Source organism: Saccharomonospora sp., assembly GCF_027317685.1.
Taxonomy (GTDB): Bacteria; Actinomycetota; Actinomycetes; order Mycobacteriales; family Pseudonocardiaceae; genus Saccharomonospora.
The window spans coordinates 1-25,062 of record NZ_DAHVQP010000011.1 but is presented as its reverse complement, the minus strand read 5'-3'; the positions used below and the strand labels follow the sequence as shown (position 1 = coordinate 25,062).

The following is a 25,062-nucleotide window of genomic DNA, read 5'->3' as shown; positions in this document are numbered from 1 at the left end:
GAAAGCGTTTCGCTCAGCGTTTGATCGTTGTGTTGTTCCCCGTGGCGATGATGCCGGTGACATCGCCGCCCACAGCCACCGACCCCTTGCCGGCAGCGGACACAGAAGATCGCTGTTGCAGCAGGGAAGCGAGTTGGGCTGCCAGCGTGTCGTCGGCTTCCAGGGTCTCCTTGACCCGCGCCCGCAGCACCCACTGCCGGCCCTCGTCGTCGGGGTCGCGGGCCAGATCGTCGACCGCCGACTCGATGTCGTCCTTGTTCCCGCCGCTGAGTAGGCCGCGTAGCAGACGTTGCCCGACCCCCACGGTCGCATCCGCTGCCTTTTCCTCGATTTTCGCCAGTACAGCTGTGCCGTAGGCGCCGACGGCAGCGGTGAGGTAGGGCATCATCTCGCCCGACAATGCGACGGCATCCACAGTGCTCACGCTCGCCCCCCAGTTTTGTCGATGCGCTGAGAAAGGAAATGCCCACGCAGCCTACCCCATTTCGGGTCGAGACCACATCGTCTGAACGGCTGTTCACCGCGCCCGCCGTAAGCTCGGTTCACGGCAACCGCCATACTGGGACTTCGGACGATGCCGGGCGACGCGGCGAAGGAGCGAGGGGTGGAATCGATCGCGAGCTCGTTGCTCTCGCTGGCCTATCGGTTGTTCCAACCGGGCTTGTGCCCAGGCGACTGGGCGTGGGCGACGAGCATGGCCGGCGCGTTGATCGCGTTGTTCCCGGTGGGCACAGTCGTGGCGGTCGCGGTGATGCGCAAGTTCACCGGTAACCGCTACCACGGCGGTGCGCTCGCGGCGCTCATCGCGTTCGGTCTCGTGGGCATACTGCTCATCCCCTGGTTGCTGATCACCGGAGTGTCGAGCGTGTTCCGCGCCGCGTTCCGCGGTGATCCCGCCGGGCTGTCGGCGCAGGAGTTCTCCGCCCTCCAGCAGCAGTACTGCTGGGTCGGGCCGCAGGACGAATACCTGGGTGGCAAGCAGAACGTCTACGAGACGTTGTTCTACCCCTCCGGCGACATGCTCGCCTACAGCTACTACCTGGGTGGTCTCGTCGCCCTGCCGCTGCTGGTGTTGCTCGCGGTGCTGTTGCTCGCCCGCATCGCCATGCGCCGCGGCCCCAAGTGGCCGGGCAGGCTGCTGTGGGCGTCGTTCGTGGCGTTGGTGATCGCGTCGGCCGGTGTCGAGGCCAACACGGCCGTGCACCTGTGGTTGGGCTTTCTGCCCACCACGGTTCTCGGGGTGATCCCCGTGGCCTTGGTCGGGCCGCCGAGCTGGTCGACGATCGAGAACTCCGACCGCCGCCCCGAGCGGGCCTTGGAGCAGGAGCCCCCACAGCAGCCGGTGCACGTCAATCCGAGGGAACCGCAGACACCACCGCCACCGCCGCCACCGCCCGCGAAGCAGTACGCGCCCACGTCGGTGGCTCCCACGCCCGAACAACCACCGGAACAGCCCCCGAGGGAGCTGGCGGCCACTCCGGGTCCCGTTCCCGTCCCGCCGGGGTCCGCGCCGGTGGGCAACAGCAGGTTCCGCCGGGTGCGGCGGCTCGGCCACGGTGGTTTCGGCACCGTGTGGGAGGCCGTGGATACGCAACTCGGACGCACGGTGGCGCTCAAGATCGCCCACGTGCCGGACCGCGAGACCGAGGAACGCATGCAGCGCGAGGCGCGGGCGTTGGCCGCGCTGAGCCACCCGAACTGTGTGCACGTGTACGACCTGGTGGAGGAGCCCGACGGGCTCGCCCTGGTGATGGAGTACCTGGAGGGGCAGCCGCTCGCCGAGGTCGTCGACAACGGCGGCCCCCTGGACGACGTCGCCGCCGGGCGGCTGTGGGCCACCATGGCCAGTGCGTTGGCGGCCGCGCACAGCAAGGGCGTGCTGCACCGCGACGTGAAGCCGTCGAACGTGATCATCGACCCGGATGGTGTGGCCCACCTCATCGACTTCGGTATCGCCCGCAGCAAGGGCGACTCCAACCTCACGGCCACGGGGATGATGGTCGGCACCCCCGACTACGTGGCTCCGGAGACGGCTGCGGGCGCGCCCGCGAGCCCGGCGTCGGACGCGTGGCAGCTCGCGGCCACCGTCAGCTACGCGCTGTCCGGGCACCCTCCGCGCGGTACGCGGGAGACTCCGATGGCGGCGCTCATGGCCGCCGCGCGAGCCGAGCCGCCCACACAGCTGCCCCGGCACAGCGTGCACGCGAAGCTGCTCGCGGCCTCGCTGGACCCGCAGCCACGCAACCGGCCCACCCTCAACACCGTCCACCGCGAGGTGGAGGGCTGGTTGTCCAGGGCGGGCACCTCCACGGACGGCCCGGTCACCAAACTGGTACCGCGTCAGCAGTGACGGCACCCACGGCCACGTGGTCGTGGGTCGTCATGGGTCACCGCCACGACGGTAACCACAGTTCCGCCTGCCAACGGTCGTAGGTGATCGGTTCGCCGTTCAGGATCGGCCACAGCCACGCGAAGTTCGCGACCACCAACCCGACGTACAGCGACAGCACCAGCAGGCCGGTGCCGCGTCGTTCGTAGCCGTTACGGGCGCTGCCGAGCAGCTGCCCCAGCACGAGCGTCAGGCCCAGCGCGAGGAACGGCGCCAACGGCGTGGCGTAGAAGTAGTACATCTGCCGGTCGAGGTTGACGAACCACGGCAGCAGCCCCGCGAGGTAGCCCACGAGTACAGCGGCGTAGCGCCAGTCGGTGCGGAACACCGCCCGCCACAGTCCCCACGCCAGCACGGGCAGAGCGAGCCACCACATCGCCGGCGTGCCGATGAGCATGGTGGCGCTCACGCATTCCGACTCGCCGCAGCCCGTCACGTGCTCGCCCGATTCGTAGTAGTACAGCATCGGGCGCAGCCCCATCGGCCACGTCCACGGCTTCGACTCCCACGGGTGCGGGTCGCCGTCCGGTGTGGCGAGGTTGCTGTGGAAGTCCAGCACGTTCGTCGTGTAGAGCACGAGGGAACGCAGCGCGTCGGGCACGAAACCGAACGGCCCGTCGCCGACGTTCTGCATTTCCACGTAGTTGCGGTCGGTGGCGGTTTCGCTGGCGAACCACGCCCACCAGCTACCCAGGTAGGTGAGCACCGAGACGGCGCCGATGCTCCACGCCACCGGCGGTACGTCCTGTCGCAGCACCCCTTGCCAGGGCTTGGGCACGCCCGCCGTTCTGCGGGCGACGACGTCGAAGGCCAGGGTCAGCAGCGCGAAGGCGATCACCCAGTAGGCGCCCGACCACTTCACGGCCGTGGCCAGGCCCAACAGCACGCCCGCGCCGAACCGCCACCAGCGGAACCCGAGCCGCGGCCCGTAGGGGGATTTGTCGGTCCAACCTTCGCGCACGGCGGTGGCCAGCCGTTCGCGTACTTGGTCGCGGTCGAGCAGCACACAACCGAACGCGGCGAGCACGAACAGGGCGAGGAAGATGTCGAGCATCCCCGACCTGGACTGCAGGTGCAGCACGCCGTCGCAGATGACGAGCACACCCGCCACTGCGCCCAGCAGTGTGGACCGGGTCAGCCGCCGAGCGATGCGGACGGTGAGCAGCACGATGAGCGCGCCCGCGACGGCCGCGCTGAACCGCCATCCCCAGGCGTTGTAGCCGAAGATCCATTCGCCGATGGCGATGAGTTGTTTCGCCAACGGCGGGTGCACGACGAGTTCGTAGCCGTGGTTGTCCTCGTAGCCGCCGTTGCGCAGCATCTGCCACGCCTGGGGCACGTAGTGTTTCTCGTCGAACACCGGTGTGCCCTCGTCGGTGGGCACGCCCAGGTTCTGCAGCCGCACCAATGCACCGATCGCCGTCAGCACGAGCGTGACGATCAGCGCGCGCCCTCGGTCGCCGGGCATCGGCCTGCCCAAAAGGGCGGCTTCGCGGTCGCTCGGGGGCTTTCGGACCCGTGGAGCCTGGCCCACGCCGCCCGCCGACGAACGGGTGAGGAGTGCGGTCACGAGCTCCGATCCTACGGGCTAGCCTCTGGCGTTGTGACGCTCGTACTGGCCGCGACCCCACTCGGTGATTCCCGTGACGCCTCGCCCCGGCTGGCCCAGGCACTGGCCGACGCCGACGTCGTGGCGGCCGAGGACACGCGGCGTCTGCGCGCGCTCGCCACGACTCTGGGGGTGACGCCCCGCGGGCGTGTGGTGAGTTTCTACGAGGACGTCGAATCGGCGAGGTTGCCCGCGTTGTTGGAGGCGCTGAGAGCGGGGCAGACGGTGGTGCTCGTCACCGACGCGGGGATGCCGAGCGTGTCCGATCCGGGGTACCGGCTCGTCGCGGCGTGCGTCGAGGAGGGCGTGGGCGTGACGTGCGTGCCCGGGCCTTCGGCGGTGACGACGGCGTTGGCGGTGTCGGGTCTGCCGCCGCACCGGTTCTGTTTCGACGGGTTCGCGCCACGCAAACCGGGTGAACGGCAGCGTTGGCTGCGGGAACTCGCCGAGCAGCCCCGAACGGTGGTGTTCTTCGAGTCGCCGCACCGGTTGGCGGCGACGTTGGCGGAGGCCGCCGACGTGCTCGGCGCCGACCGCAGGGCGGCCGTGTGCCGGGAGCTGACCAAGACGTACGAGGAGGTGCGCCGCGGAGGGCTCGGCGAGCTCGCCGAGTGGGCGCGGCAAGGTGTGCGCGGTGAGATCACCGTGGTGTTGGAGGGGGCGAAACCGCGTTCCGCCGATCTGCCCCGGCTGGTGGCCGAGGTACGGGCCCGGGTCGAGGCCGGGGAACGCTTGAAATCGGCGTCGGCCGAGGTGGCGCAGGCGGCGGGGGTGTCGCGTAAACAGCTGTACGACGCCGTGCTGCGGGAGCGGGACGCCGAGTAGTCGACAGCGTCCCCGTGGGCGAGGGTTTCGACCCGGTCGTCAGTTCGGCGGCTGTTCCAACAGTCGTGTCAACGGCGCGGCCTTGTGCAGGCATTCGCGCCACTCGGCGTCGGGGTCGGAGTCGGCGGTGATACCTCCGCCCACGCCGAGCCGAACGGTACCGTCGCTGATCTCGAAGGTGCGGATCGCGACGTTCAATTCCATTCCCACCACGGGGGAGGCGAGGCCGATCGCACCCGTGTAGACGCCGCGCGGAGCGGATTCCAGTTCCGCGACCAGATCGAGTGCGCGGATCTTCGGTGCGCCCGTGACCGATCCGGGTGGAAACGTCGCGTGCAGCAGGTCGGTGTCATCGCGACCATCAGCCAGCACACCTTCCACAGTGGAATCCAAATGCCACACGCCCGGTGCGGGACGCACGGCGAGCAGTTCCGGCACGCGCACACTGCCCACTTCGCACACGCGGCCGAGATCGTTGCGCACCAGGTCGGTGATCATGACGTTTTCGGCGACGTCTTTGGTGGAGCGCCGGAGTTCGTCGGCCTGGTGATCGTCGTGCGGGCCACGTCGAGGGCGGGTTCCTTTGATCGGTGAGGAGCGCACGCGTCGGCCCGAGCGGGACAGGAACAGTTCCGGTGACATCGACACGAGCGCTCCCCAGTCACCCGCGAGGTAGGCGGAGCGGGCGGGGGCGAGCCGTCGGATCCCTTCGGTGAACAGCGCGGCGGGTTCGCCGTGGAAATCGCCGCTCAGGCGGGTGCAGATGTTGGCCTGGAACAGTTCACCCGCCGCGATGGCGCGTACACAGGCGGCGACGGCGCTGTGGTGTTCGTCCCGGGAGGGCAGCGGAAGTGTGGTGGGTCGCCACGTGAACGCGGTGTCCCGACCGGGGCGGGTGGAGAGCAGGGCGTCGAGGTCGGCGGCGAGAGCGTCGGGATCGGGTGCGTCGTCGGGAACGAGCGCCTCGAACCACCACCGCCCCTCGGAGTCCAGGCGGAGCACGTGGTCGGCCCAGCCCCACGCGGCGCGGGGCAGGGCACAGCGCCGACCGGAGGGATCGGTGAGGTCGTAGGAGAGGTAGCCGAACCACCCGCCTCCGACGACACCCGGCTCGGTGGGTGTGAGTTCGGGTCGCCGAGTCACGGTGGCGAACGCCTTCGCGACGTCCGAGACGGTCTGGATACGCACGGTCGGGGCGAGCACGGCACGTGAGGAGAACCAGTCGCCGCACAGCGCTGCCGGTGGGGCCAGACCTTCCCGGGATGCCCGCCGGTGGAGAAGCGTGACGGCGTCCTCCGGGGTGGGGGTGGCCCGCAGGGCCGTTCTCACCACTCGCACGGCGAACATTCTCGCCCGACGGCGAATGCGACTATCGTCGATGATGTGACGGGTGTGAGCGAGACGACGTGGATCGGCCCCGTGACCGGCGCCGGGTCACCGAGCCGCACCGACGAGCGATTCGGTATCCACGCCACCGACCTCGGTGTCACCTGGGACGGCGCCGACGGGCGTGTGTACGTCGCGTTCGGCGACACCTACGGCGAGGGGTGGGGAGGTAGCGGGCCCGGCCCGGCCGACGCCGACTGGCGCCGGAACACGCTCGCCTACTCCAGTGACCGGGAACTTTCCACGGGCCTGCGGCTGGACGGCGTGGTCGCCCGGCCGGACGGCACCGCTCGCCAGGCGCTGCCCTCGGGAGCCGGAAGCGAGGTCACGGTGATCCCCAACAGCGGTGTCGCCGTGAACGGCAAGCAGTACCTGCACTACATGTCGGTGCGCCGCTGGGGACGGCCCGGCGTGTGGCGCACCAACTACGCGGGCATCGCCGTCTCGGACGACGGTGGGTACACGTGGGACAAGCCCCGGTATGCGCGCTGGTCGAACTGGTGGGGCCGGGACCGGTTCCAGCTCGGTGCGTTCGCGTCGACGGGCGGGCGGGTGTACCTACTGGGCACCACCAACGGACGCTACGGCGAGGCTTACCTCGCCAGGGCGGAACTGGCGGAGCTGCCCGAGACACGTGCGTTCGAGTACTGGACGGGGACCGGTTGGAGCCGTCATCAGGGTGCCGCCGCCGCGGTGTTGGACGGCCCGGTGGGGGAGATGTCGGTCGGCTTCCACACCGTGCTGGGCCGGTGGTTGCTGATGCACCTCGACGAGACGCGTCGCGGCATCGTCCTGCGCTCGGCGGAGCACCTCACGGGCCCGTGGACACCCGGCGAGGTGGTGGTGTCGGGCGACGAGTACCCGGCCGTGTACGGGGGGTTCCTGCACCCGTGGTCGCTCGACGGCCCCGACCTGTACTACCTGGTGTCGCAGTGGGGGCCGTACAACGTCTACCTCGCCCGTACCCGGCTGCTCCTCGACTGATGCGACACGGCTGTTCCCGGGCGTTCGGGCACGCCCCTTTCCGAGACGTCTTCCGCGAAGCCCGGTTCGTGGGTCACCTGGTCCGGTCGAGTTGTCCGCCCTCGTGGACGCGGCGTCGTCTGTCGTCCGGCCCGATGCGGAGCCTGAGCCTCCCTCGCGAGAAATTCACTGGGCCCGATCCGTAGGCTAAATACCCATGAGCACTCCTGTGTTGACCGCGGTGGCCTGGCCCTACGCCAACGGCCCCCGCCACATCGGCCACGTGTCCGGTTTCGGCGTCCCGTCCGACGTCTTCTCGCGTTACCAGCGAATGGCCGGCAACAAGGTGCTCATGGTGTCGGGTACGGATGAACACGGCACCCCGATCCAGGTCCAGGCGGAGAAGGAAGGCCTGACCCCGCAGCAGGCGGCCGACAAGTACACCCGTCAGATCACCGAGGACCTGCAGGGCCTCGGAATGTCGTACGACCTGTTCACCCGGACCAGTACCGGCAACCACGCCGAGGTGGTGCAGCAGATCTTCCTCGCACTGCACCGCAACGGCTACGTCATCCCCAAGACCACCACGGGCGCCATCAGCCCGTCCACGGGCCGCACGTTACCCGACCGCTACATCGAGGGCACCTGTCCCAACTGCGGCTACGACGGTGCTCGCGGCGACCAGTGCGACAACTGCGGCAACCAACTCGACGCCGCCGAGCTGCGTAACCCGCGTTCGCGCATCAACGGTGAGACACCGAAGTTCGTCGAGACCGAACATTTGTTCCTCGACCTGCCCGCGTTCACCGAGACGTTGGGAACGTGGCTGTCCACCAAGACCGACTGGCGCCCCAACGTCCTCAACTTCACCCGCAACCTCGTGGAGGACATGCGCCCCCGGCCCATCACCCGCGACCTCGACTGGGGCGTGAAGATCCCGCTCGACGGCTGGCGCGACCAGCCGATGAAGCGGTTCTACGTCTGGTTCGACGCGGTGATCGGGTACTTCTCCGCCAGCGTGGAGTGGGCCCGGCGTTCCGGTGACCCGGACGCGTGGCAGCAGTGGTGGAACAACCCCGACGCGCGCGGCTACTACTTCATGGGCAAGGACAACATCACCTTCCACGCCCAGATCTGGCCCGCCCTACTGCTCGGCCACAACGGCGCGGGCGACAAGGGCGGCGAACCGGGCCCGTACGGACAGCTGCGGCTGCCCGACGAGATCGTCTCCAGCGAGTTTCTCACCATGAGCGGCTCGAAGTTCTCCACCTCGCGCGGCACGGTGATCTACGTGCGTGACTTCCTGCGCGAGTTCGGCCCCGACACGCTGCGGTACTTCATCAGCGTGGCCGGGCCCGAGACCCAGGACGCCGACTTCACGTGGGACGAGTTCACCCGGCGCATCAACTTCGAGCTCGCCAACGAGTGGGGCAACCTCGTCAACCGGTCGATCTCGATGGCCCACAAGAACAACGGTGGCATCCCCCGGCCCGGCACGCCGACACAGGCCGACGAGGATCTCAAGGCACTGGCCAGGGCGGCGTTCGACACGGTGGGCGGGCACCTGAGCCGGTCCCGGTTCAAACTCGCCGCACAGGAGGCCATGCGCGTGGTCTCGGCGGCCAACAAGTACCTGTCGGACCAGCAGCCGTGGAAACTCAAGGACGACCTCGAGCGCAGGGACACGGTGCTGTACACGGCGTTGCAGGTGGTGTCCGACGCCAACACGTTGCTCACCCCGTTCCTGCCGCACGCGGCGCAGAAGGTGTATGAGGCGTTGGGGGGCACGGGTGTGTGGGCCGCTCAGCCGGAGGTCTCCGAGGTCGCCGACCTCGATCTGCCCGACCGGGTCAATCCGGTCATCACCGGGGACTACACGGTGGAGCAGGCGCGTTGGGGGTCCATCCCGGTCGAGGTGGGGCGTCCTTTGGAGAAGCCGACGCCGTTGTTCGCCAAACTTGACCCGAAGCTCGCCGAGACCGGGCCAGAATGGGCTCCGATTAACGTCGAAGCATGAGTCGTCAGGAACGCCCGCCGATACCGCAACCGCTGCCGGTACCGACGGTCGACGCGCACACCCATCTCGACGCCTGTGGGGCCACCACGCCCGATCTTGTAAGAGCCGCTCTCGGCCGAGCGGCCTCCGCGGGGATCGTCGCCGTCATCACCGTGGCCGACGACCTGGACTCGGCGCGGTGGGTGGCCGACGCGGCCACGTGGGACGAACGGTTGTACGGGGCCGTGGCGCTGCACCCCACGCGCACGGAGGGGTTCGGCGAGACGGAGCGTTCGGAGCTGGAGCGTCTCGCCGCGGCCGACCGCGTGGTCGCCGTCGGCGAGACGGGGCTGGACTACTACTGGGACTACGCGAGCCCCAAGGCGCAGCAGGAAGCGTTCCGCTGGCATATCGACCTCGCCAAACGCGTGGGCAAACCGCTCATGATCCACAACCGGGAGGCCCACGACGACGTGCTCGCGACTCTGGACGCCGAGGGCGCGCCGGAAACGGTGATGTTCCACTGTTTTTCCGGGGACGCCGACGTGGCGCGGCGGTGTATCGACGCGGGCTACCTGTTGTCGTTCGCGGGCACGGTGACGTTCCGTAACGCGCGTGCGCTTCAGGAGGCGGCGCGGCTGGTGCCGGACGAACAGTTACTGGTCGAGACCGACGCGCCGTTTCTCACCCCGCACCCCTTCCGCGGCAGGCCGAACGAGCCCTACTGCGCCGCCTACACGGTCGAGGGACTCGCCGAGCTGCGAGGACAGTCGGTGGAGGCCGTGGCGGAGGCGGCCCGGCGCAACGCGGAACGCGTTTTTCGCCTGCGTGTCACGGAAAACGACGGTGTCGGATCGTCGCCGGAGAGCTCGTGAGGAAAATCACGAGACGACGGGGGGTGTTTGCGCAACCCCTTGGCACTCGTTATGGTCCCGTGACCGTGCTGGGTGGTGGTCCGACATCGATCATCACCCGCCTGGCCCACAGTCACGTCGGTGTACGTCGGGGAGAGCGTCCTGCGGGGCGCATGAGGGCGGCGCTGACTGCGGGAGTCGGTGTACTTACGTGAAGGGATCGACCCTGTGACTGGTAGAGACGGGCAGACGGGTGCCTCCACGGGCTTGCTCGACAGGTCGAGCGAGGCCGACGAACTCGATTTCTCGCCCGAGCCGGAAGTCACACCCCACGACGTGCTGACGGCACTCGGCCCCGACGCCGAAGCCCTCATGGAGCAGGCCGACGTCGACGTCGACGAGCTGATTCGGCTGATCAACGCCGAGACGATGATGCTCCCGCCGATCGCGGCGAGCATCGAGACGTCCCCGGAGGCGGACGGCGGGCAGTCGCAGGCCGACCAGGACGAGGACGGCTTCGTCGGCGCGGTCAAGACGTGGAAGAAGCGTTTCCTGCGGGGCACCGTCCTCGCGGTCATGATCACCCTCACCGGTGGCGGTGCCGCGGCGCTCGCGATGAACAAGAGCGTCACCGTCGACGTCGACGGTGAGCGGCAGACCGTGCGCAGCTACGGCGACACGGTGGGCGAGGTGCTGGAGGACGCCGGCATCGACGTCGGCGCCCACGACGCCCTGTCCCCGTCCCCGCAAGCGCCGGTCGGTGACGGTGGGGTCATCAAGTTGGAGCGTGGCCGCCAGCTCACCGTCGTGGTGGACGGCGAGGCCCGCGAGTCGTGGGTGCGCGCCACCACCGTGCGCGAGGCGTTGGCGCAGCTCGACCTCGACCACCTCAACACCGGCGGCACGTGGTTCTCTGCGCCGCTGTCCGGCGAGGTCCCCCTGGACGGCATGCGCCTGGAGGTCAAGACCGAGAAGGCCGTCACCCTCTACGACGGTGGCGAGAAACCCCGCGAGATCACCACCAACGCCGTCACCGCCCAAGAACTGCTCAACGAGCTGAACCTCGATCTGGGCGAGCAGGACAAGATCGAAGAGGGCGCGGACTTCAAACTCACCGACGGCGCCGAAGTGCACATCAGTCGCACCGGTGTGTCGGTGGTGAACAAGACCGAGACGATCGAGCCCGAGGTCCGGACCATCGAGGACGACTCCCTGGAGCAGGGCAAGGAGATCGTCGAGGACGAGGGCACACCGGGCGAGAAGGTCGTCACCTACCGGGTGACGAAGAAGAACGGCGAGATCGTGCACAGTGAGGAACTGTCCACCGAGATCGTCAAAGAGGCGAAGGACAAGGTCGTTCGCGTCGGCACCAAGAAGCCCGCGGTTCCGCCCGTCGCTGACGGGGCGGTGTGGGATGCGCTCGCCCAGTGCGAATCCGGCGGGAACTGGTCCATCAACACGGGCAACGGCTACTACGGCGGTCTGCAGTTCAACAAGCAGACCTGGGACGCCTACGGCGGTTCCCAGTACGCGGCCTACCCGCACGAGGCCACGCGTGAGCAGCAGATCGCGATCGCGACCAAGCTGCGGGACGCCCGGGGCGACTACGGCGCTTGGCCCGCCTGCTCGGCGCAGCTCGGCCTGTAGAGGCAACGCCCGTCGTCCTGTGCTCGGAGAAGGTCTTTAGGCTGGTCCGGTGACCGACACACCGGGGCTGCTGGGAGCCGCTGAGATTCGCCGGTTGGCTGCGGCGCTGGGTTTGCGACCGACGAAGAAACTCGGCCAGAACTTCGTGCACGACGCCAACACGGTGCGCCGCATCGTGGGCCTGGCGGGGGTCGACCCGGGCGAGGTGGTCGTCGAAGTCGGGCCCGGACTCGGCTCCCTCACACTCGGCCTCCTCCATGCCGGTGCGCACGTGGTGGCGGTGGAGATCGATCCCGTGCTGGCCGCTCGGCTACCCGACACCGTCGCCGAGCACGCGCCCGGCGCCGTCGAGCGGCTCACCGTCGTCGAACGGGACGCGTTGCGGTTGCGTGCGGACGAGCTGCCGACCCCGCCGACGGCGTTGGTGGCCAACCTGCCGTACAACGTGGCGGTGCCCGTGGTGCTGCATCTGCTCGCCGAGTTGCCGTCGCTGCGGCACGCCCTCGTGATGGTCCAGACCGAGGTGGCCGACCGGATGGCGGCGCGGCCCGGCAGCCGGGTCTACGGCGTGCCCAGCGTGAAGCTCGCGTGGTACGGACATGCCCGCAAGGTCGCCTCGGTGCCGCGGTCGGTGTTCTGGCCCGTCCCCAACGTCGATTCCTCCCTGGTGGAGTTCGAACGCTCCACACCGCCCCCGGACGCCGACCGCGACACGGTATTCGCGCTCATCGACGCGGCGTTCGCGCAGCGGCGCAAAACCCTGCGCGCGGCGCTGACATCGTGGGCGGGCTCGGCCGACCGCGCGGCCGACCTGCTGTCTGACGCCGGGGTGGACCCCACCACGCGAGGGGAACGGTTGACCGTCGAACAGTTCGCCGCCATCGCCCGCGCTGCGGCGACAGTGTGATCTCGCCCCAACAGGCTTGTCAACGACCTGTTCGGTCGGGTGTACTCTGGGGGTATCCATCCCGAGCGACTGAGAGACCTGGCTCTACGACGTCGCAGCAACCGCCCACTGTCATCGAGTGGGGGCAGGTGCTAACGCCAGGATCGATGGAGGAACTGTGTATCGCTCTCGATTGCTGACGCAGCGCCGAGTCATCGACCAGGGCCGCCGTACGGCGTCGGCGTGTTGTAGCCACATCGTTTCCGGCTGAAGAAGTCGCTTTCGAGTCACGTCGATCCACTGTCGTTGTTTCTTCGACGTCCGCGCTGGACGTCTGCTTTGAGCTGCCCTGGAGCCGTGGTGATCACTGTCGAGAACGTCAGCAAATCCTTTCCCGGCACGACCGCGCCCGTCGTGGCGCTGCGGAACGCCACTCTTTCCGTGAGCGCGGGTTCGTTGTACGGCATCGTCGGTCCGGCGCGCGCGGGGAAGACGACTCTGGCCCGTTGCGTCGCGCTTCGGGAACGTCCCGACCAGGGCGTGGTGCGTTACGACGGCATGGACATCAGCAAGCTGACGGGCCGCAGGTTGTGGGGTGCGCAGCGCCAGGTGGCGGTGGTGGACCCCGGGTTGCGGCCGGAACGCACCGTCGCGGGTAACGTCGCCGCCCCGTTGGAACGCATGGGCGTGGAGCCCGCGCAGCGTAAGCAGCGCGTGGGCACTCTGCTCGACGTCATCGGGCTGTCTCGGTCGGGTGCGCGCCTGCCGTCCGAACTGTCGCCCGGCCAGCAACGCCGGGTGGCCGTCGCGAGGGCGTTGGCGGTGTCGCCGTCGGTGTTGTTCGCCGACGACCCCACCGACGGGGTGAACGGTGAGGAGTCGGCGGCGGTGCTGTCCGTCCTCGACCGGGCCAGGGCGGAGCTGGGCGCGACCGTGGTCCTCACCACACGCGACGCCGACGTCGCCCGCCGGGTCTGCGACGAGGTGGCGCTGCTGGATCGCGGCACGGTGGTCGAATCGGGCACCCTGCTGGGGCTGTTGGGTAAGCCGGGAAGCCAGCTCGCCGAGGCGATGTTGCCACCGATCAACACGTCCCGCGCTCACTTCGGGGCCTACGACCGCACCGTGGATGTCGTCCTCATCGGGTTCGCCGCCGTGGGCGCCCTGCTGCCCGAGGCCTCGGCCCGGTTCGACGTCGACTTCACCACCATCGGCGGAGGACTGACCAGGTTGGGGGACACGCCCGTGGCGCGGTTCCGGCTCGGTGTGGAGGGCCAGCGCGCCGACGCCGCGCTCGCCTGGATCGCGGAGCGGGGCGCGCACGTCAGCACCCCCATGTTCGGTCTGCGCAACGTCGCGGCCTGAGTCACGGTCCGAGCCACGGCCTGAGCGCGGCTTAAGTCGCCGCCTCGGCTGGGTACGTCCGGGCGGCCAAGTAGGCTGGAACCCGTGCTTGCCGCCGTACCGCCGCCCGTGACCGTGCGGGCGCCGTCGAAGATCAACTTGCATTTGTCCGTCGGTGACGTGCGGGATGACGGCTACCACGAGTTGACGACGGTGTTCCAGGCGCTGTCACTAACCGACGAGGTGACCGCGCTGGTGAGCGAGGCAGCCGGCGTCGAGGTGTCCGGTGAGGGCGCCCGACTGGTGCCGACGAACGAGGACAACCTCGCCGTGCGGGCCGTGCGCGCGCTGGCCGAGTACGCCGGTCGGCCCGAGGAGGCCGACCGGGTGCGCTTGGTGATCCGCAAAGGCATTCCCGTGGCCGGAGGCATGGCGGGAGGCAGCGCCGACGCCGCCGCCGCGCTCCTGGCGTGTTCGACTCTGTGGGGGCTGGAACTGCACCGGGACGAACTCGCCGAAGTGGCCGCCACGCTCGGTAGTGACGTGCCGTTCGCCCTCTACGGCGGCACGGCGTTGGGCACCGGACGAGGGGAACAGCTCGTACCCGTGCTGTCGCGACACACCTTCCACTGGGTGTTGGCGTTCGACCAGCGTGGCCTGTCCACGCCGAAGGTGTACGGCGAACTCGACCGGCTGCGCGAGGCGGGTGATCCGCCCAGGGTCGGCCCGCCCGAAGCGTTGTTGGAGGCACTCGCGTCCGGGGACCCGCATCGACTCGCGCCGCTGCTCGGCAACGACCTTCAGGCGGCGGCGGTGTCGTTGCGGCCGGGTCTGCGCCGCACACTGCGCGCCGGGGTCACGGCGGGTGCGCTCGCGGGCGTGGTGTCGGGTTCCGGCCCGACGTGTGCGTTCCTGTGCTCCGATGGCGACTCGGCGTTGAAAGTGGCCGCCGAGCTGGCGGGCGCGGGTGTGTGCCGCACGGTTCGGGTCGCACACGGCCCGGTGCCAGGCGCACGTGTGCGCGACGAGTGACGGAGTGACACGGGGAAGGGACGAAACGAGCGGATGACCAACCTGGTCAACCTGGAGTCGGTCAGCAAATCCTACGGCGAACGCATGCTGCTCGACGGCGTGTCCCTCGGCGTGAGCGAAGGGGAGCGCATCGGAGTCGTCGGCCTGAACGGCGGCGGTAAGACGACTTTGCTCGAAGTGCTGGCGGGCATCAGCGAGCCCGACTCGGGCAGGGTGAGTCACGCGCGCGGCCTTCGCCTGGGGGTCGTCACGCAGCGCACCGAACTTCCCGAGGACAGCACGGTCGGCGGTGTGGTGCTGGCCGGCTACGCCGCTGAACACGAGTGGGCCTCCGACGCCCGGGTCCGCTCGATCGTCGAGGGACTCGGCATCTCCGCGATCGGTCTCGACACGCCCACCGGGACCCTGTCGGGTGGGGAACGGCGCCGGGTCGCGCTGGCCGCCACGCTCGTGGCTGAACTGGACCTGGTGGTACTCGACGAGCCCACCAACCACCTCGACGTCGAAGGCGTGCGCTGGCTGGCCGACCACCTGTTGTCGCGCAAGACCGCGCTCGTGGTCGTCACCCACGACCGCTGGTTCCTCGACACCGTGTGCGGACGCACGTGGGAGGTCGTGTCCGACACGACGAGAGCGGGGGCCGGCGGGCAGGTGGAGCAGTACGAGGGCGGCTACGCGGACTGGGTGTTCGCGCGAGCCGAACGCGCCCGCCTGGCCGCGGCGGCGGAGGAGAAGCGCCGCAACCTCGCCCGGAAGGAACTCGCCTGGCTCCAACGCGGCGCCAAGGCCCGCACCTCCAAACCCCGCTACCGCGTCGAGGCCGCCGAGGCCTTGATCTCCGACGTTCCCGAACCGAGGGACTCGGCGGAGTTGCTGGCGTTCGCCAAACGACGCCTCGGCAAGACGGTGCTCGAACTGGAGGACGTCTCCCTCTCGGCGGGGGAGCGCACCCTGCTCGACCACGTCACCTGGCGCATCGGCCCCGGCGACCGCATCGGCATCGTCGGGGTCAACGGCTCCGGCAAGACCACGCTGCTTCGGTTGTTGGCCGGGGAGGTCGAACCGAGCACGGGCCGCCGCATCGAGGGGAAGACGGTGCGACTGGCGCACCTGAAACAGGAACTCGACGACCTTCCCGGAGACCTGCGGGTGCTGGAGGCCGTCGAGAAGGTCGCCTCCCGCGTGACGTTGGGCAAACAGGAACTGTCTGCCTCCCAACTCGCCGAGCGGCTCGGTTTCGGCCGCACCCGGCAGTGGACCCCCGTCGAGGACCTCTCCGGCGGTGAGCGGCGTCGACTGCAACTCGTGCGGCTGCTCATGTCCGAACCCAACGTGTTGCTGCTCGACGAACCCACCAACGACCTCGACATCGACACCCTGCAACAGCTGGAGGACCTGCTCGACTCGTGGGCGGGCACGCTCGTGGTCGTCTCGCACGACCGATACCTGGTCGAGCGCGTGTGTGACAGCGTGGTGGCCTTGTTCGGCGACGGTCGTATCACGCACCTTCCCGGCGGCATCGACGAATACCTGGACACCAGGGCCGAACGGGCACGCGAACGCCGGGACACCCGCGGTGACCGTGCCGACCGAGCCGACCGTGCCGAACGGGCGACCGGGGAATCCGCCTCGACACAGAAGCTCAGCGCGGCCGAGTGGCGAGCGGCCACGAAGGAACTGGCCAAATTGGAACGCAAACTCGACGCCGTGCACACACGCGAGTCGCGATTGCACGAGGCGCTCGCCGAAGCCGCCACCGACCCCGATCGGCTCATGGAACTGAACAACGAGCTCAAAGCCGTACTCGCGGAGAAAGACGAGCTCGAACAGCGTTGGCTGGAGACATCCGAAGCACTGGAGTGAAACCGGGCGAGGTTAAAGTTTACTCATGAGTCGGTTCGTGGAGACGATGGTCGCCACCGCGAATGCGGGTGGACGGCAACGTGGAATGGTCACCGGGGAACCCCGGGAACCCGTGCGAAGGACATGGTCCGAGGTGCACCAACGTGCCCGCCACATCGCCGGTGGGTTCGTCGGAGCGGGACTCGAACCCGGTGGGGCCGTCGCGGTACTGGCGGGCGCTCCCGAACTGATCGCCCCCACCGTGCAGGGCGTGTGGCTCGCGGGTGGCAGCGTCACGATGTTGCACCAACCCACGGCCCGCACCGACCTCGCGAAGTGGGCCGAGGACACGCTGCGCGTTCTCCGCATGATCGGCTCGTCACTCGTGGTGCTCGGTGAACCGTTCGACGGTCTCGCCCCCGTCCTCGACGAGCACAAGATCGCCTACCGATCCATCAACGACCTGCTCGCCGCGGAGCCGCTGGCCGAACCCGTCCCCACCGAGGAGGACGCGCTCGCGCTGCTGCAGCTCACCAGTGGGTCCACGGCCGACCCCAAGGCCGTGAAGATCACCCATGCGAACCTGTACTCGAACATCAGCGCGATGATCGAGCGGGCCGAGTTCGACGTCGAGTCCGACGTCATGGTGTCGTGGCTGCCCCTGTTCCACGACATGGGCATGGTCGGATTCCTCACCGTGCCCATGACGTTCGGCGTGGAACTCATCAAGATCACGCCCGTCGAATTCCTCAGCGGCCCGCTGGTGTGGCCGGGACTCATCAGCAAGTACCGCGGCACCACCACGGCCGCCCCGAACTTCGCCTACGCCATCGTCGGTCGCAGGCTGGCCAGGGTCGAGGACGGCGACGCCTACGACCTGTCCACGTTGCGGATCGCGCTCAACGGCGCCGAGCCCATCGACCCGACGGCTGTGCGTACCTTCACCGACGCGGGCGCGCGCTTCGGGATGCCCGCCGAATGCGTGTTCCCCGCGTACGGCCTGGCCGAAGCCACCCTCGCCGTGTCCTTCGCGCCCCTGTTCACGGGTTTGACCGTGGACGTCGTGGAGGCCGAAGCGTTGGAGGCCGACGACCGCGCCGTTGCCGTACCCGAGGACGACCCACGCCGCGGAACCGACCAGGTACGGCAGTTCGCCGTGCTCGGCCGCCCACTGGCCGGCCTGGAAGCTCGGATCGTCGGCGAGGACGGCACCGTGCGCGGTGAGCGCGAGGTGGGCGAGATCCACCTGCGCGGCGACGCGGTGTCGCCCGGATACCTGACGGTGGACGGCCCCGTCGACACGCAGGACGCCGACGGCTGGTTCGCCACGGGCGACATCGGCTACCTCGTGGACGGCCAGATCGTCATCTGTGGGCGGAAGAAGGACGTCATCATCCTCGGTGGCCGCAACGTGTACCCGACCGACATCGAACGTGCCGCATCCTCCGTCCCGGGTGTCCGGGCGGGCAACGCCGTGGCGGTGCGTATCGACGCCGGTACACGCCGGGAACGGTTCGCCGTGGTACTGGAATCCACTGTGTCCGGTGATGCCGACGCGGAACACGCGCTGGCGAACGAAGTCGCCGCTCGGGTGCGTTCCGCCGTGGACGCCCGCCCGTACTCGGTTGTGGTGCTGCCCAAGGGAAGCCTGCCGAAGACGCCGTCCGGCAAGGTCAAGCGCGCGGCGACCGCCACGCAATACCGTGACCTGATCGACTCGCGCGCGTGAGAGCTCACACCAGCTTGCGCCACAACGGCGTGCGCGCGTGACTGTGGTCGAAGGCCGTCGCGACGTACGGCGTGGACATCACCGCGGACTCGCGGGACACGAGTGCCCTTTCCACCAGGCGGAGGAACGAGTCCACGGCAGCGGGGTCGTAACCGTTGCGGCGGCCCAGTGGGCAGAGCGTGAACGCCACTTTGCGCACATCGGCCGCCGTGACGGTGTCGCGTCCCTCCAGTGTGGCCGCGACACGGTTGAGAAAGAGATCCACCTGTAGCTGGTTGTAGCCGCGCGTGCCGAACGGTGCGGGCGGAAACCAGGCCTTGTCGACGTCCTCGGCTGTGATGTCCATCAGGACTCGTGTGCCTCCGCCCACGCCGGCGCGCGGCGCAACGTAGCCGAGTTCGCGAGCTGCTCCTCCACAAGGTCGAGGAACTCGTCTACCTGCTGTTCGTCGTAGCCACGCCGACCCAGCAGCGGGCGTCCGAACTGGACGTGGTGTACCTCGGCGGCGGTCAGGTCGTCCTCGCCTTCCAGTGTCTCGGCGATACGGGCGACGAAGGCGTCGACCTCGGCCTTGGCGTAGCCGCGGCGGCCGATCGGCGCGTTGTCGAAGTGGATGTCACGAATGTCTTCTGCGGTGAACGACATGGGACCTCTCTCGGGGCTTGAGCTGTCGTTGCTACGCGCAACGAGCTAGCCACGGGGAGTAGGTCCGGAAACCTGAAATCGTATGTCGTGACACTGCCGAGTGGCCATGAACACCCTGCAGGGTGAAGAAAAGTCCGCTGTGGACCAAAGGGCGACGAGCCGGTCAGCGGCTGTGGAACTCGTTCTGCGCTGCGGCCAAACCTTTGCCGATCAAGGTTTCCGTCGCGTCCGCACAGAGATCGATGTTGAGCGCCAGCTCGCGCCGTTCAGTGGTGGAGAAGTCCCTCAGCACGTAGTCGGCGGGGTTCATGCGGCCCGGAGGACGGTCGATGCCGAACCGCACACGGTAGTAGTCCTGAGTGCCCAGCGACTTGGTGATGGAACGAAGCCCGTTGTGGCCGCCGGCTCCACCACCGAACTTCAACCGCACCGACCCGTACGGCAGATCCAACTCGTCGTGGATCACCACGATCCCGTCGGGGGCGATCTTGAAAAAGCGCGCAGCGTTCGCCACGGGCCCACCGGAGAGGTTCATGAACGACCGAGGCTTGACGAGGACAACTCTGCGGCCCGCCAGGCGGCCTTCGCAGATTTCCGCACCGCTCTTGTGAGCCTTGAACCGTCCACCGACACGGTCGGCCAGTTCGTCGAGAACGAGGAAGCCGATGTTGTGTCGGTTCCCCGCGTATTGAGGTCCAGGGTTGCCGAGGCCGGCGAGCAGAACCTGCTCGCCGGCTCCTGGCAATTCGTGTCCCACGGTCATGCGTCCGGACGGTCGAGGATCACTGCTCCTCGGACTCCGACTTCTCCTCGACCACGCCGGCGCCCTCGGTGTCCACCGTGGCTTCCATGGTCGCCTCGCTCGGAGCCTCGGACACCGCGGCGATCAGCATCTCCGGATCGGTCACGAGCTCCACCTCCGCGGGAAGTGGGAGCTGCGACGCGAGGATCTGAGTGCCAGCAGCGGCGCCCTCGACCGACACCTCCAGCTCGTCGGGCAGCTTCGTCGCCTCGGCCTGGACCTGGACGGTGTCCACTTCCTGCGTGACCAGGGTTCCCGGTCCGGGCTGGCCGGTGATGGTCACCGGCACGTCGACGACCACCTTCTCGCCGCGCTTCACGACCAGCAGGTCGACGTGCTCGATGTAGTTCTTCAGCGGGTGGACCGCCACAGCCCTGGGGAGGGCCATCTGCGAGGCGCTCTCACCGTTGCCGTTGATGTCGAGGGTGATGACGGTGTTCTGGCCGTGCTCGCGGATCACACGGGCGAACTCGATGGCAGGCAGTGCCAGGTGCCGCGGGTCTGAGCCGTAGCCGTAGAGCACCGCGGGAATCTTGCCGGCGCGACGCGTGCGGCGCGCGGCGCCCTTGCCGAACTCGGTGCGTGGTTCGACCGTCAGACGTACCTCGGACACGGGGATGCACTCCTTGCGGTGGAAATCGAGATCGTTGCTTTTCGGCTGTCCGGCGGCGAGCCCACGACGTGTGCGCACGAGATGGCCCTCGAAGCCGCCGCGTCGATCACGTCGGGCGCCGGCGACACTCGCGGCACCCACCTCGCCGAGACAACCGCTACAGTTTAGGCCAACCGCTTTCTCGCACTCGCAGCCCCCGCTGGTTACCGCGAGTGAGACGGGGATTTCCCGCGTGACGAACTCTGTGCGCTCAGACCTCGGGCCGACCATGCGGTCGGTGTCGCGCGGTCGGCCCGAGTTGTTTACCTCAGCAGGCCCTCATCAGCCTGGCGTCAGACTGGTATCAGGCTGGCATTAGGCACTGCCGTCGAAGAGGCTCGTCACGGAGCCGTCCTCGAAGACCTCCTGGATGGCGCGCGCCAGCAGCGGTGCGATCGACAGCACGGTCAGCTTCGGGATGCGCTTCTCCTCCGGGATCGGCAGCGTGTTGGTCACGACTACCTCGCGGACGGGAGACTTCGCCAGTCGCTCCGTGGCCGGGTCCGACAGGATTCCGTGTGTCGAGGCGATCACCACGTCCGAGGCGCCCTCTTCCATCAACGCGTCGGCGGCCTGGGTGATCGTGCCCCCGGTGTCGATCATGTCGTCGATCAGGACGCACAGCCTGCCCTTGACGTTGCCGACGACGCGGTTGGCCACGGCCTGGTTCGGCGTGTCGGGGTCGCGAGTCTTGTGGATGAACGCGATCGGCCGGCTACCGAGCTGTTCGGCCCACTTCTCGGCGAGCCGGACACGGCCCGAATCCGGGGACACGACGGTGATGTCGTTGTTGCCGTAGGTGTCGCTGATGTAATTGGCGAGCACCGCCTGCGCCAACAGGTGGTCGACCGGGCCGTCGAAGAAACCCTGGATCTGCGCGGTGTGCAGGTCCACGGTCATGATGCGATCGGCGCCCGCGGTCTTGAACAGGTCGGCGACGAGCCTTGCCGAGACGGGCTCCCGACCCTTGTGTTTCTTGTCCTGCCGCGAGTACGGGTAGAACGGCATGATCACGGTGATGCGCTTCGCGCTGGCGCGCTTCAGAGCATCCACCATGATCAACTGTTCCATGATCCACTCGTTGATCGGCGGGGAGAAGCTCTGCAGAACGAACGCGTCCGTGCCACGCACCGACTCCTGGTAACGGACGTAGATCTCGCCGTTGGCGAAACTGTGCAGCGTCTGCGGGGTGATCGTCACATTGAGGTGCTTGGCGACCTCCTCGGCGAGTTCGACATGCGAACGGCCGGAGAAGAGCATCAGGTTCTTCTTCGGCGTGCCGGATTTCGGGCTCATTCTGGCGACTCTCCGTCGATATCGGTTTCCTGCTGTGCGGCGAGTGCCTTCTCCGCTGCCTCCGCCGCGGGTGTGCCTGGCCTGCGCCTGACCACCCAGCCTTCGATGTTGCGTTGTGGCGTCCCAGAGACCGCGAGCGCACCCGGGGGAACGTCGCGGCGAATGACCGTCCCGGCACCACTGTAAGCGCCGTCACCCACGGTGACGGGCGCGATGAACATGGTGTCCGAGCCGGTGCGCACATGTGAACCCACCACGGTGTGGTGCTTGGTCACACCGTCGTAATTGACGAAAACACTGGAAGCACCGATGTTGCTGTGCTCCCCGATGGTCGCATCCCCGACGTAGGACAGGTGCGGCACCTTGGTGCCCCGGCCGATGTCGGCCTGCTTCGTCTCCACGAACGTGCCGATCTTGCCGTCCTCGCCGAGCTTCGTGCCCGGCCGCAGGTACGCGAAGGGGCCGACCTCGGCGCCCTCCCCGATGACGGCTCCCTCGCCGTGGGTGCGGACCACGGTCGCGCGCGGGCCCACGGTGACGTCCGTGAGCGTGGTGTCGGGACCGACGTACGCGCCCTCGCCGACGACCGTGTTTCCGTGCAGCTGCACGTTCGGGGCGATGACCACGTCCCGGGCGAGTTCGACGTCGGCGTCGAGCCAGGTGGTCGCGGGGTCCACCACCGTGGCCCCGGCGAGCTGCCAGCGGCGCACGATGCGTCGGTTCAGCTCCGCACTCAACGTGGACAGCTGCACGCGGTCGTTGACGCCCTCGGTCAGCCACGGGTCGTCCACCGTGAGCGCGCCGACCTTGCGGCCGTCGCCGCGGGCGATGCCGAGCACGTCGGTGAGATACAGCTCGCCCTGGGCGTTGTCCGACGACAGGCGCGACAACGCGTCGGCGAGCACGTCCGTGGCGAACGCGTACACACCCGAGTTGATCTCGGTGATCTTCCGCTGCTCGTCCCCGGCGTCCTTGTGCTCCACGATGCCGACCACGTCGCCCGCGTCGTCACGCACGATCCGGCCGTACCCGGTGGGATCGTCCACGACGGCGGTCAGCACCGTCACCGCGTTACCCCGCTCGTGGTGCGCGGCCAACAGGGCCGACAACGTGTCGGTGTCCAGCAGTGGAACGTCGCCGTAGGTCACGAGCACGGTGCCCGACGTCTCCGCCGCCGGGGACGGCAGTGCGTCGAGGGCACACGACACGGCGTGGCCGGTGCCGTCCTGCTTCTCCTGCACGGCACTGGTGATCGGACGCTCCAGCGTCTTCTCCAGATGCGTGAGGTGGTCGGTCACCGCGTCTCTGCCGTGTCCGACGACCACGACGAGCTGATCGGGATCGAGCCCCGCCGCCGCACGCACTGCGTGCTCGACGAGCGGTCGTCCCGCGATCGGATGCAACACTTTCGGGAGGTTGGACCTCATGCGGGTGCCTTCACCCGCAGCGAGAATGACGGTGCTGAGCGGGCCGGTCACGGCGCTCCTCGGAAATTGATGGGGTTGTCCGACGGCCCACGATCCTACGGGTGGTCGGCAGCGTTCGCCGTCGGGTCGTCCCCCCGGGAGTGGGTGTCGCCACGTTCGCCGCCGCAAGAACCGTCGTCGCTCGACGGACTCGACGCGATCCGGTTACCGCCACGGCGCTTGGCCTGGTACATGGCGGCGTCGGCGCGCGACAGCACTTCCTCGGCGCTTTCCTGGGTCCGCAGGCACACCAGCCCGACCGACAGGGTGACACCGCGGGACAGGTGTTGGGGCAGTGAGGCGACCGAGTTCACCGCTCTGGTCAGCGCTTGCGTCGCGGCGCGCATCGGCGCGCCGGGGAGCAGGATGACGAATTCGTCACCGCCGTAGCGGGCTACGATGTCGTCGCTTCGCAGCGCGTCCCGCAGAGTGCTGGCGACCACCCGCAGCACCGCGTCGCCCTCGGCATGCGAGTGCTGGTCGTTGACGTCTTTGAATCCGTCGAGGTCCACCAGCGCCACCGACAACGGCTCGGACGACGCCGAGGTCACCAGTGTGCGCAGACGCTCGTCCAACACGCGCCGGTTCGGTAGCCCGGTGAGCGGGTCCTGCATGGCCTGCTGCGTGACGGCACCGTGTTCGGCGGACAGGCGCTCGTGCTCCCGACGGGTGTTGAGCGTGGCGATCTGCGACTCACGCATCGACCACAGCTCCGCTTCCAAAGCGGTGGCGTAATGGGCGAGCAGCTCCGTGTGCGAGTGCTGGGAGGCGACGCTTCCCGATTCGTCTCTCGGGGCGTCGACCCCATCGGCCGCGGTCTTCTTCTCGGGTTCGCCGGCCTCCCCCTCTTCCACGGCTTTCGGGGACTTCTCCGACTGCTCCGACTTCTCGGTCTCCGGGGTTTCCTTGCCGTGCTCGGCTCGGTGGCCGCCGCTGAGGACGGCGAGTTCGCGGATGAGGGTGAGGCGCATCGACGGCTGCGACGTGTCCTCGGCCTCGGTGTGGCGTGCCTGCAATAGAATCCGCAGAGCCTCGTCCTTGCGGCCTTCGGTGACGAGACAGCGGGCCAGCGCGATGACGACGAGGATCTTCTCGTGCGGGTAACCCTGTTCGCCGGTGAGCCGGCGCAGACGGTCGGTGTGTGCGGGGGAGGGCGCGGCCAACGCCAGCGACGCGGCCAGGACCCCCACCTGCTCCACGGCGGGCACACCGAGTTTGCGGGGGAACAACGACTCGGCGAACGGGGCCTCGACGGCGATCGCTATCGAAGCGGCGGTACGGAACTTCTCTCCCGCCTCTTCCGTCCGGCCGACGCGTTCCAGTCGCAGCCCCCATCCCAGCAGCATCTTCACGCGGTTCATCAGTTGCAGCGTGATCTCGTGGGGGCCCGCACTGTCCCGGATCGCCTGGTGGGCGCGCGCGATGACCTCCTCGGCGGCCTCGTAGACCCCGAGCTGGTTCAGCACGATCCAGCAGTCGTTCAGCGCGGACGACAGCAGACGGTCCCAGGCGCGTCTGCCGAGGTGCACCTCGGGGCCGGGGAGGTCGTCGAGCAGCGCGAGCGCTTTGGCGATCTCCGAGATGGCCGCGTCCTCCTGCTGTTTGAGCACCAGGAACCGGCCGCGCAGTGCGTGAGCGTCGGCGCGCAACAACGTGAGGCCGTGGCGTTTGGTGTGGGTGAGCATCTCGTCGAGCAGGG

The 25,062-nt window shown here is 68.6% G+C and carries 21 protein-coding genes and 1 riboswitch; of the genes, 11 read left to right on the top strand and 10 right to left on the bottom strand.

Features of this window, described 5'->3' with window-relative positions:
• Positions 1-13 precede the first annotated feature (13 nt).
• A complete protein-coding gene (locus M7H19_RS00815; RefSeq protein WP_298175817.1) occupies positions 14-424 on the bottom strand; it encodes a hypothetical protein in 411 nt (136 codons plus the stop codon).
• 180 nt (positions 425-604) lie between these two features.
• Here M7H19_RS00815 and M7H19_RS00810 point away from each other — a divergent pair, with 180 nt between their 5' ends.
• Entirely contained in the window at positions 605-2,350 is a 1,746-nt protein-coding gene (locus M7H19_RS00810; protein ID WP_298175815.1) for a serine/threonine-protein kinase, read from the top strand.
• Between the two features lie 37 nt (positions 2,351-2,387).
• Here the strand turns inward: M7H19_RS00810 and M7H19_RS00805 are convergent, their stop codons facing one another.
• Positions 2,388-3,959, bottom strand: a complete 1,572-nt coding sequence (locus tag M7H19_RS00805; protein ID WP_298175813.1) for a phospholipid carrier-dependent glycosyltransferase — start codon at positions 3,957-3,959, stop codon at positions 2,388-2,390.
• Between the two features lie 33 nt (positions 3,960-3,992).
• Between M7H19_RS00805 and rsmI the strand changes: the two genes are divergently transcribed.
• Positions 3,993-4,823: a 16S rRNA (cytidine(1402)-2'-O)-methyltransferase gene (rsmI, locus tag M7H19_RS00800; protein WP_298175812.1), complete on the top strand. Its 831-nt coding sequence runs from the start codon at positions 3,993-3,995 to the stop codon at positions 4,821-4,823.
• A 39-nt stretch (positions 4,824-4,862) separates the two neighbouring features.
• Here rsmI and M7H19_RS00795 read toward each other — a convergent pair whose 3' ends face one another.
• Entirely contained in the window at positions 4,863-6,170 is a 1,308-nt protein-coding gene (locus tag M7H19_RS00795; RefSeq protein ID WP_298175810.1) for an aminodeoxychorismate synthase component I, read from the bottom strand.
• Between the two features lie 36 nt (positions 6,171-6,206).
• Between M7H19_RS00795 and M7H19_RS00790 the strand changes: the two genes are divergently transcribed.
• The 9 genes from M7H19_RS00790 to M7H19_RS00750 all read left to right on the top strand — a co-directional run bounded on the left by M7H19_RS00790 (position 6,207) and on the right by M7H19_RS00750 (position 18,502).
• The gene (locus M7H19_RS00790) at positions 6,207-7,193 is read left to right on the top strand and encodes a DUF4185 domain-containing protein (protein WP_298175808.1); all 987 of its coding nucleotides are present in this window, start codon (positions 6,207-6,209) and stop codon (positions 7,191-7,193) included.
• A gap of 196 nt (positions 7,194-7,389) precedes the next feature.
• The gene (gene metG / locus M7H19_RS00785) at positions 7,390-9,189 is read left to right on the top strand and encodes a methionine--tRNA ligase (RefSeq protein WP_298175806.1); all 1,800 of its coding nucleotides are present in this window, start codon (positions 7,390-7,392) and stop codon (positions 9,187-9,189) included.
• Positions 9,186-10,043 (top strand): TatD family hydrolase, encoded by an 858-nt coding sequence (locus M7H19_RS00780; protein WP_298175804.1) that lies wholly within the window; start codon positions 9,186-9,188, stop codon positions 10,041-10,043. The genes metG and M7H19_RS00780 overlap by 4 nt, the downstream gene beginning before the upstream one ends.
• Before the next feature lie 207 nt (positions 10,044-10,250).
• On the top strand, positions 10,251-11,669 hold the full coding sequence (locus M7H19_RS00775) for a resuscitation-promoting factor (protein ID WP_298175802.1): 1,419 nt from the start codon (positions 10,251-10,253) through the stop codon (positions 11,667-11,669).
• Between the two features lie 49 nt (positions 11,670-11,718).
• On the top strand, positions 11,719-12,576 hold the full coding sequence (gene rsmA / locus M7H19_RS00770; RefSeq protein ID WP_298175800.1) for a 16S rRNA (adenine(1518)-N(6)/adenine(1519)-N(6))-dimethyltransferase RsmA: 858 nt from the start codon (positions 11,719-11,721) through the stop codon (positions 12,574-12,576).
• Positions 12,577-12,629: 53 nt separating this feature from the next.
• Positions 12,630-12,729: riboswitch (SAM riboswitch) on the top strand.
• A gap of 186 nt (positions 12,730-12,915) precedes the next feature.
• Positions 12,916-13,920, top strand: coding sequence for an ATP-binding cassette domain-containing protein (locus M7H19_RS00765; protein WP_298175864.1), 1,005 nt, complete (start codon positions 12,916-12,918; stop codon positions 13,918-13,920).
• Between the two features lie 84 nt (positions 13,921-14,004).
• Positions 14,005-14,931 (top strand): 4-(cytidine 5'-diphospho)-2-C-methyl-D-erythritol kinase, encoded by a 927-nt coding sequence (locus M7H19_RS00760; protein ID WP_298175797.1) that lies wholly within the window; start codon positions 14,005-14,007, stop codon positions 14,929-14,931.
• Between the two features lie 33 nt (positions 14,932-14,964).
• A complete protein-coding gene (locus M7H19_RS00755) occupies positions 14,965-16,794 on the top strand; it encodes an ABC-F family ATP-binding cassette domain-containing protein (protein WP_298175795.1) in 1,830 nt (609 codons plus the stop codon).
• Between the two features lie 25 nt (positions 16,795-16,819).
• Positions 16,820-18,502, top strand: a complete 1,683-nt coding sequence (locus M7H19_RS00750) for a fatty acyl-AMP ligase (RefSeq protein WP_298175793.1) — start codon at positions 16,820-16,822, stop codon at positions 18,500-18,502.
• A 4-nt stretch (positions 18,503-18,506) separates the two neighbouring features.
• On the opposite strand, the gene M7H19_RS00745 is transcribed toward M7H19_RS00750, so the two are convergent.
• The 7 genes from M7H19_RS00745 to M7H19_RS00715 all read right to left on the bottom strand — a co-directional run bounded on the left by M7H19_RS00745 (position 18,507) and on the right by M7H19_RS00715 (position 25,060).
• Entirely contained in the window at positions 18,507-18,848 is a 342-nt protein-coding gene (locus tag M7H19_RS00745; RefSeq protein ID WP_298175791.1) for a DivIVA domain-containing protein, read from the bottom strand.
• Complete coding sequence (locus M7H19_RS00740) at positions 18,848-19,147, bottom strand: DivIVA domain-containing protein (protein ID WP_298175790.1); 300 nt, start codon at positions 19,145-19,147, stop codon at positions 18,848-18,850. The genes M7H19_RS00745 and M7H19_RS00740 overlap by 1 nt, the downstream gene beginning before the upstream one ends.
• Before the next feature lie 163 nt (positions 19,148-19,310).
• Positions 19,311-19,904: an aminoacyl-tRNA hydrolase gene (gene pth, locus M7H19_RS00735; RefSeq protein WP_298175862.1), complete on the bottom strand. Its 594-nt coding sequence runs from the start codon at positions 19,902-19,904 to the stop codon at positions 19,311-19,313.
• Positions 19,905-19,929: 25 nt separating this feature from the next.
• Positions 19,930-20,562 (bottom strand): 50S ribosomal protein L25/general stress protein Ctc, encoded by a 633-nt coding sequence (locus M7H19_RS00730; protein ID WP_298175860.1) that lies wholly within the window; start codon positions 20,560-20,562, stop codon positions 19,930-19,932.
• Positions 20,563-20,916: 354 nt separating this feature from the next.
• Positions 20,917-21,897 (bottom strand): ribose-phosphate diphosphokinase, encoded by a 981-nt coding sequence (locus M7H19_RS00725; RefSeq protein ID WP_298175787.1) that lies wholly within the window; start codon positions 21,895-21,897, stop codon positions 20,917-20,919.
• Positions 21,894-23,375 (bottom strand): bifunctional UDP-N-acetylglucosamine diphosphorylase/glucosamine-1-phosphate N-acetyltransferase GlmU, encoded by a 1,482-nt coding sequence (gene glmU / locus M7H19_RS00720; RefSeq protein WP_298175785.1) that lies wholly within the window; start codon positions 23,373-23,375, stop codon positions 21,894-21,896. Before glmU ends, M7H19_RS00725 begins: the two co-directional genes overlap by 4 nt.
• Positions 23,376-23,419: 44 nt before the next feature.
• On the bottom strand, positions 23,420-25,060 hold the full coding sequence (locus M7H19_RS00715) for a GGDEF domain-containing protein (protein WP_298175783.1): 1,641 nt from the start codon (positions 25,058-25,060) through the stop codon (positions 23,420-23,422).
• Positions 25,061-25,062: the final 2 nt, after the last annotated feature.

What these genes read in the sequence shown, in the direction of transcription:
- M7H19_RS00740 (WP_298175790.1), bottom strand. Translation starts at nt 19,147, where the DNA reads ATGTCGTTCACCGCAGAAGACATTCGTGACATCCACTTCGACAACGCG.
- M7H19_RS00780 (WP_298175804.1), top strand. Translation starts at nt 9,186, where the DNA reads ATGAGTCGTCAGGAACGCCCGCCGATACCGCAACCGCTGCCGGTACCG.
- M7H19_RS00795 (WP_298175810.1), bottom strand. Translation starts at nt 6,170, where the DNA reads ATGTTCGCCGTGCGAGTGGTGAGAACGGCCCTGCGGGCCACCCCCACC.
- M7H19_RS00725 (WP_298175787.1), bottom strand. Translation starts at nt 21,897, where the DNA reads ATGAGCCCGAAATCCGGCACGCCGAAGAAGAACCTGATGCTCTTCTCC.
- metG (WP_298175806.1), top strand. Translation starts at nt 7,390, where the DNA reads ATGAGCACTCCTGTGTTGACCGCGGTGGCCTGGCCCTACGCCAACGGC.
- M7H19_RS00755 (WP_298175795.1), top strand. Translation starts at nt 14,965, where the DNA reads ATGACCAACCTGGTCAACCTGGAGTCGGTCAGCAAATCCTACGGCGAA.
- M7H19_RS00745 (WP_298175791.1), bottom strand. Translation starts at nt 18,848, where the DNA reads ATGGACATCACAGCCGAGGACGTCGACAAGGCCTGGTTTCCGCCCGCA.
- M7H19_RS00750 (WP_298175793.1), top strand. Translation starts at nt 16,820, where the DNA reads ATGAGTCGGTTCGTGGAGACGATGGTCGCCACCGCGAATGCGGGTGGA.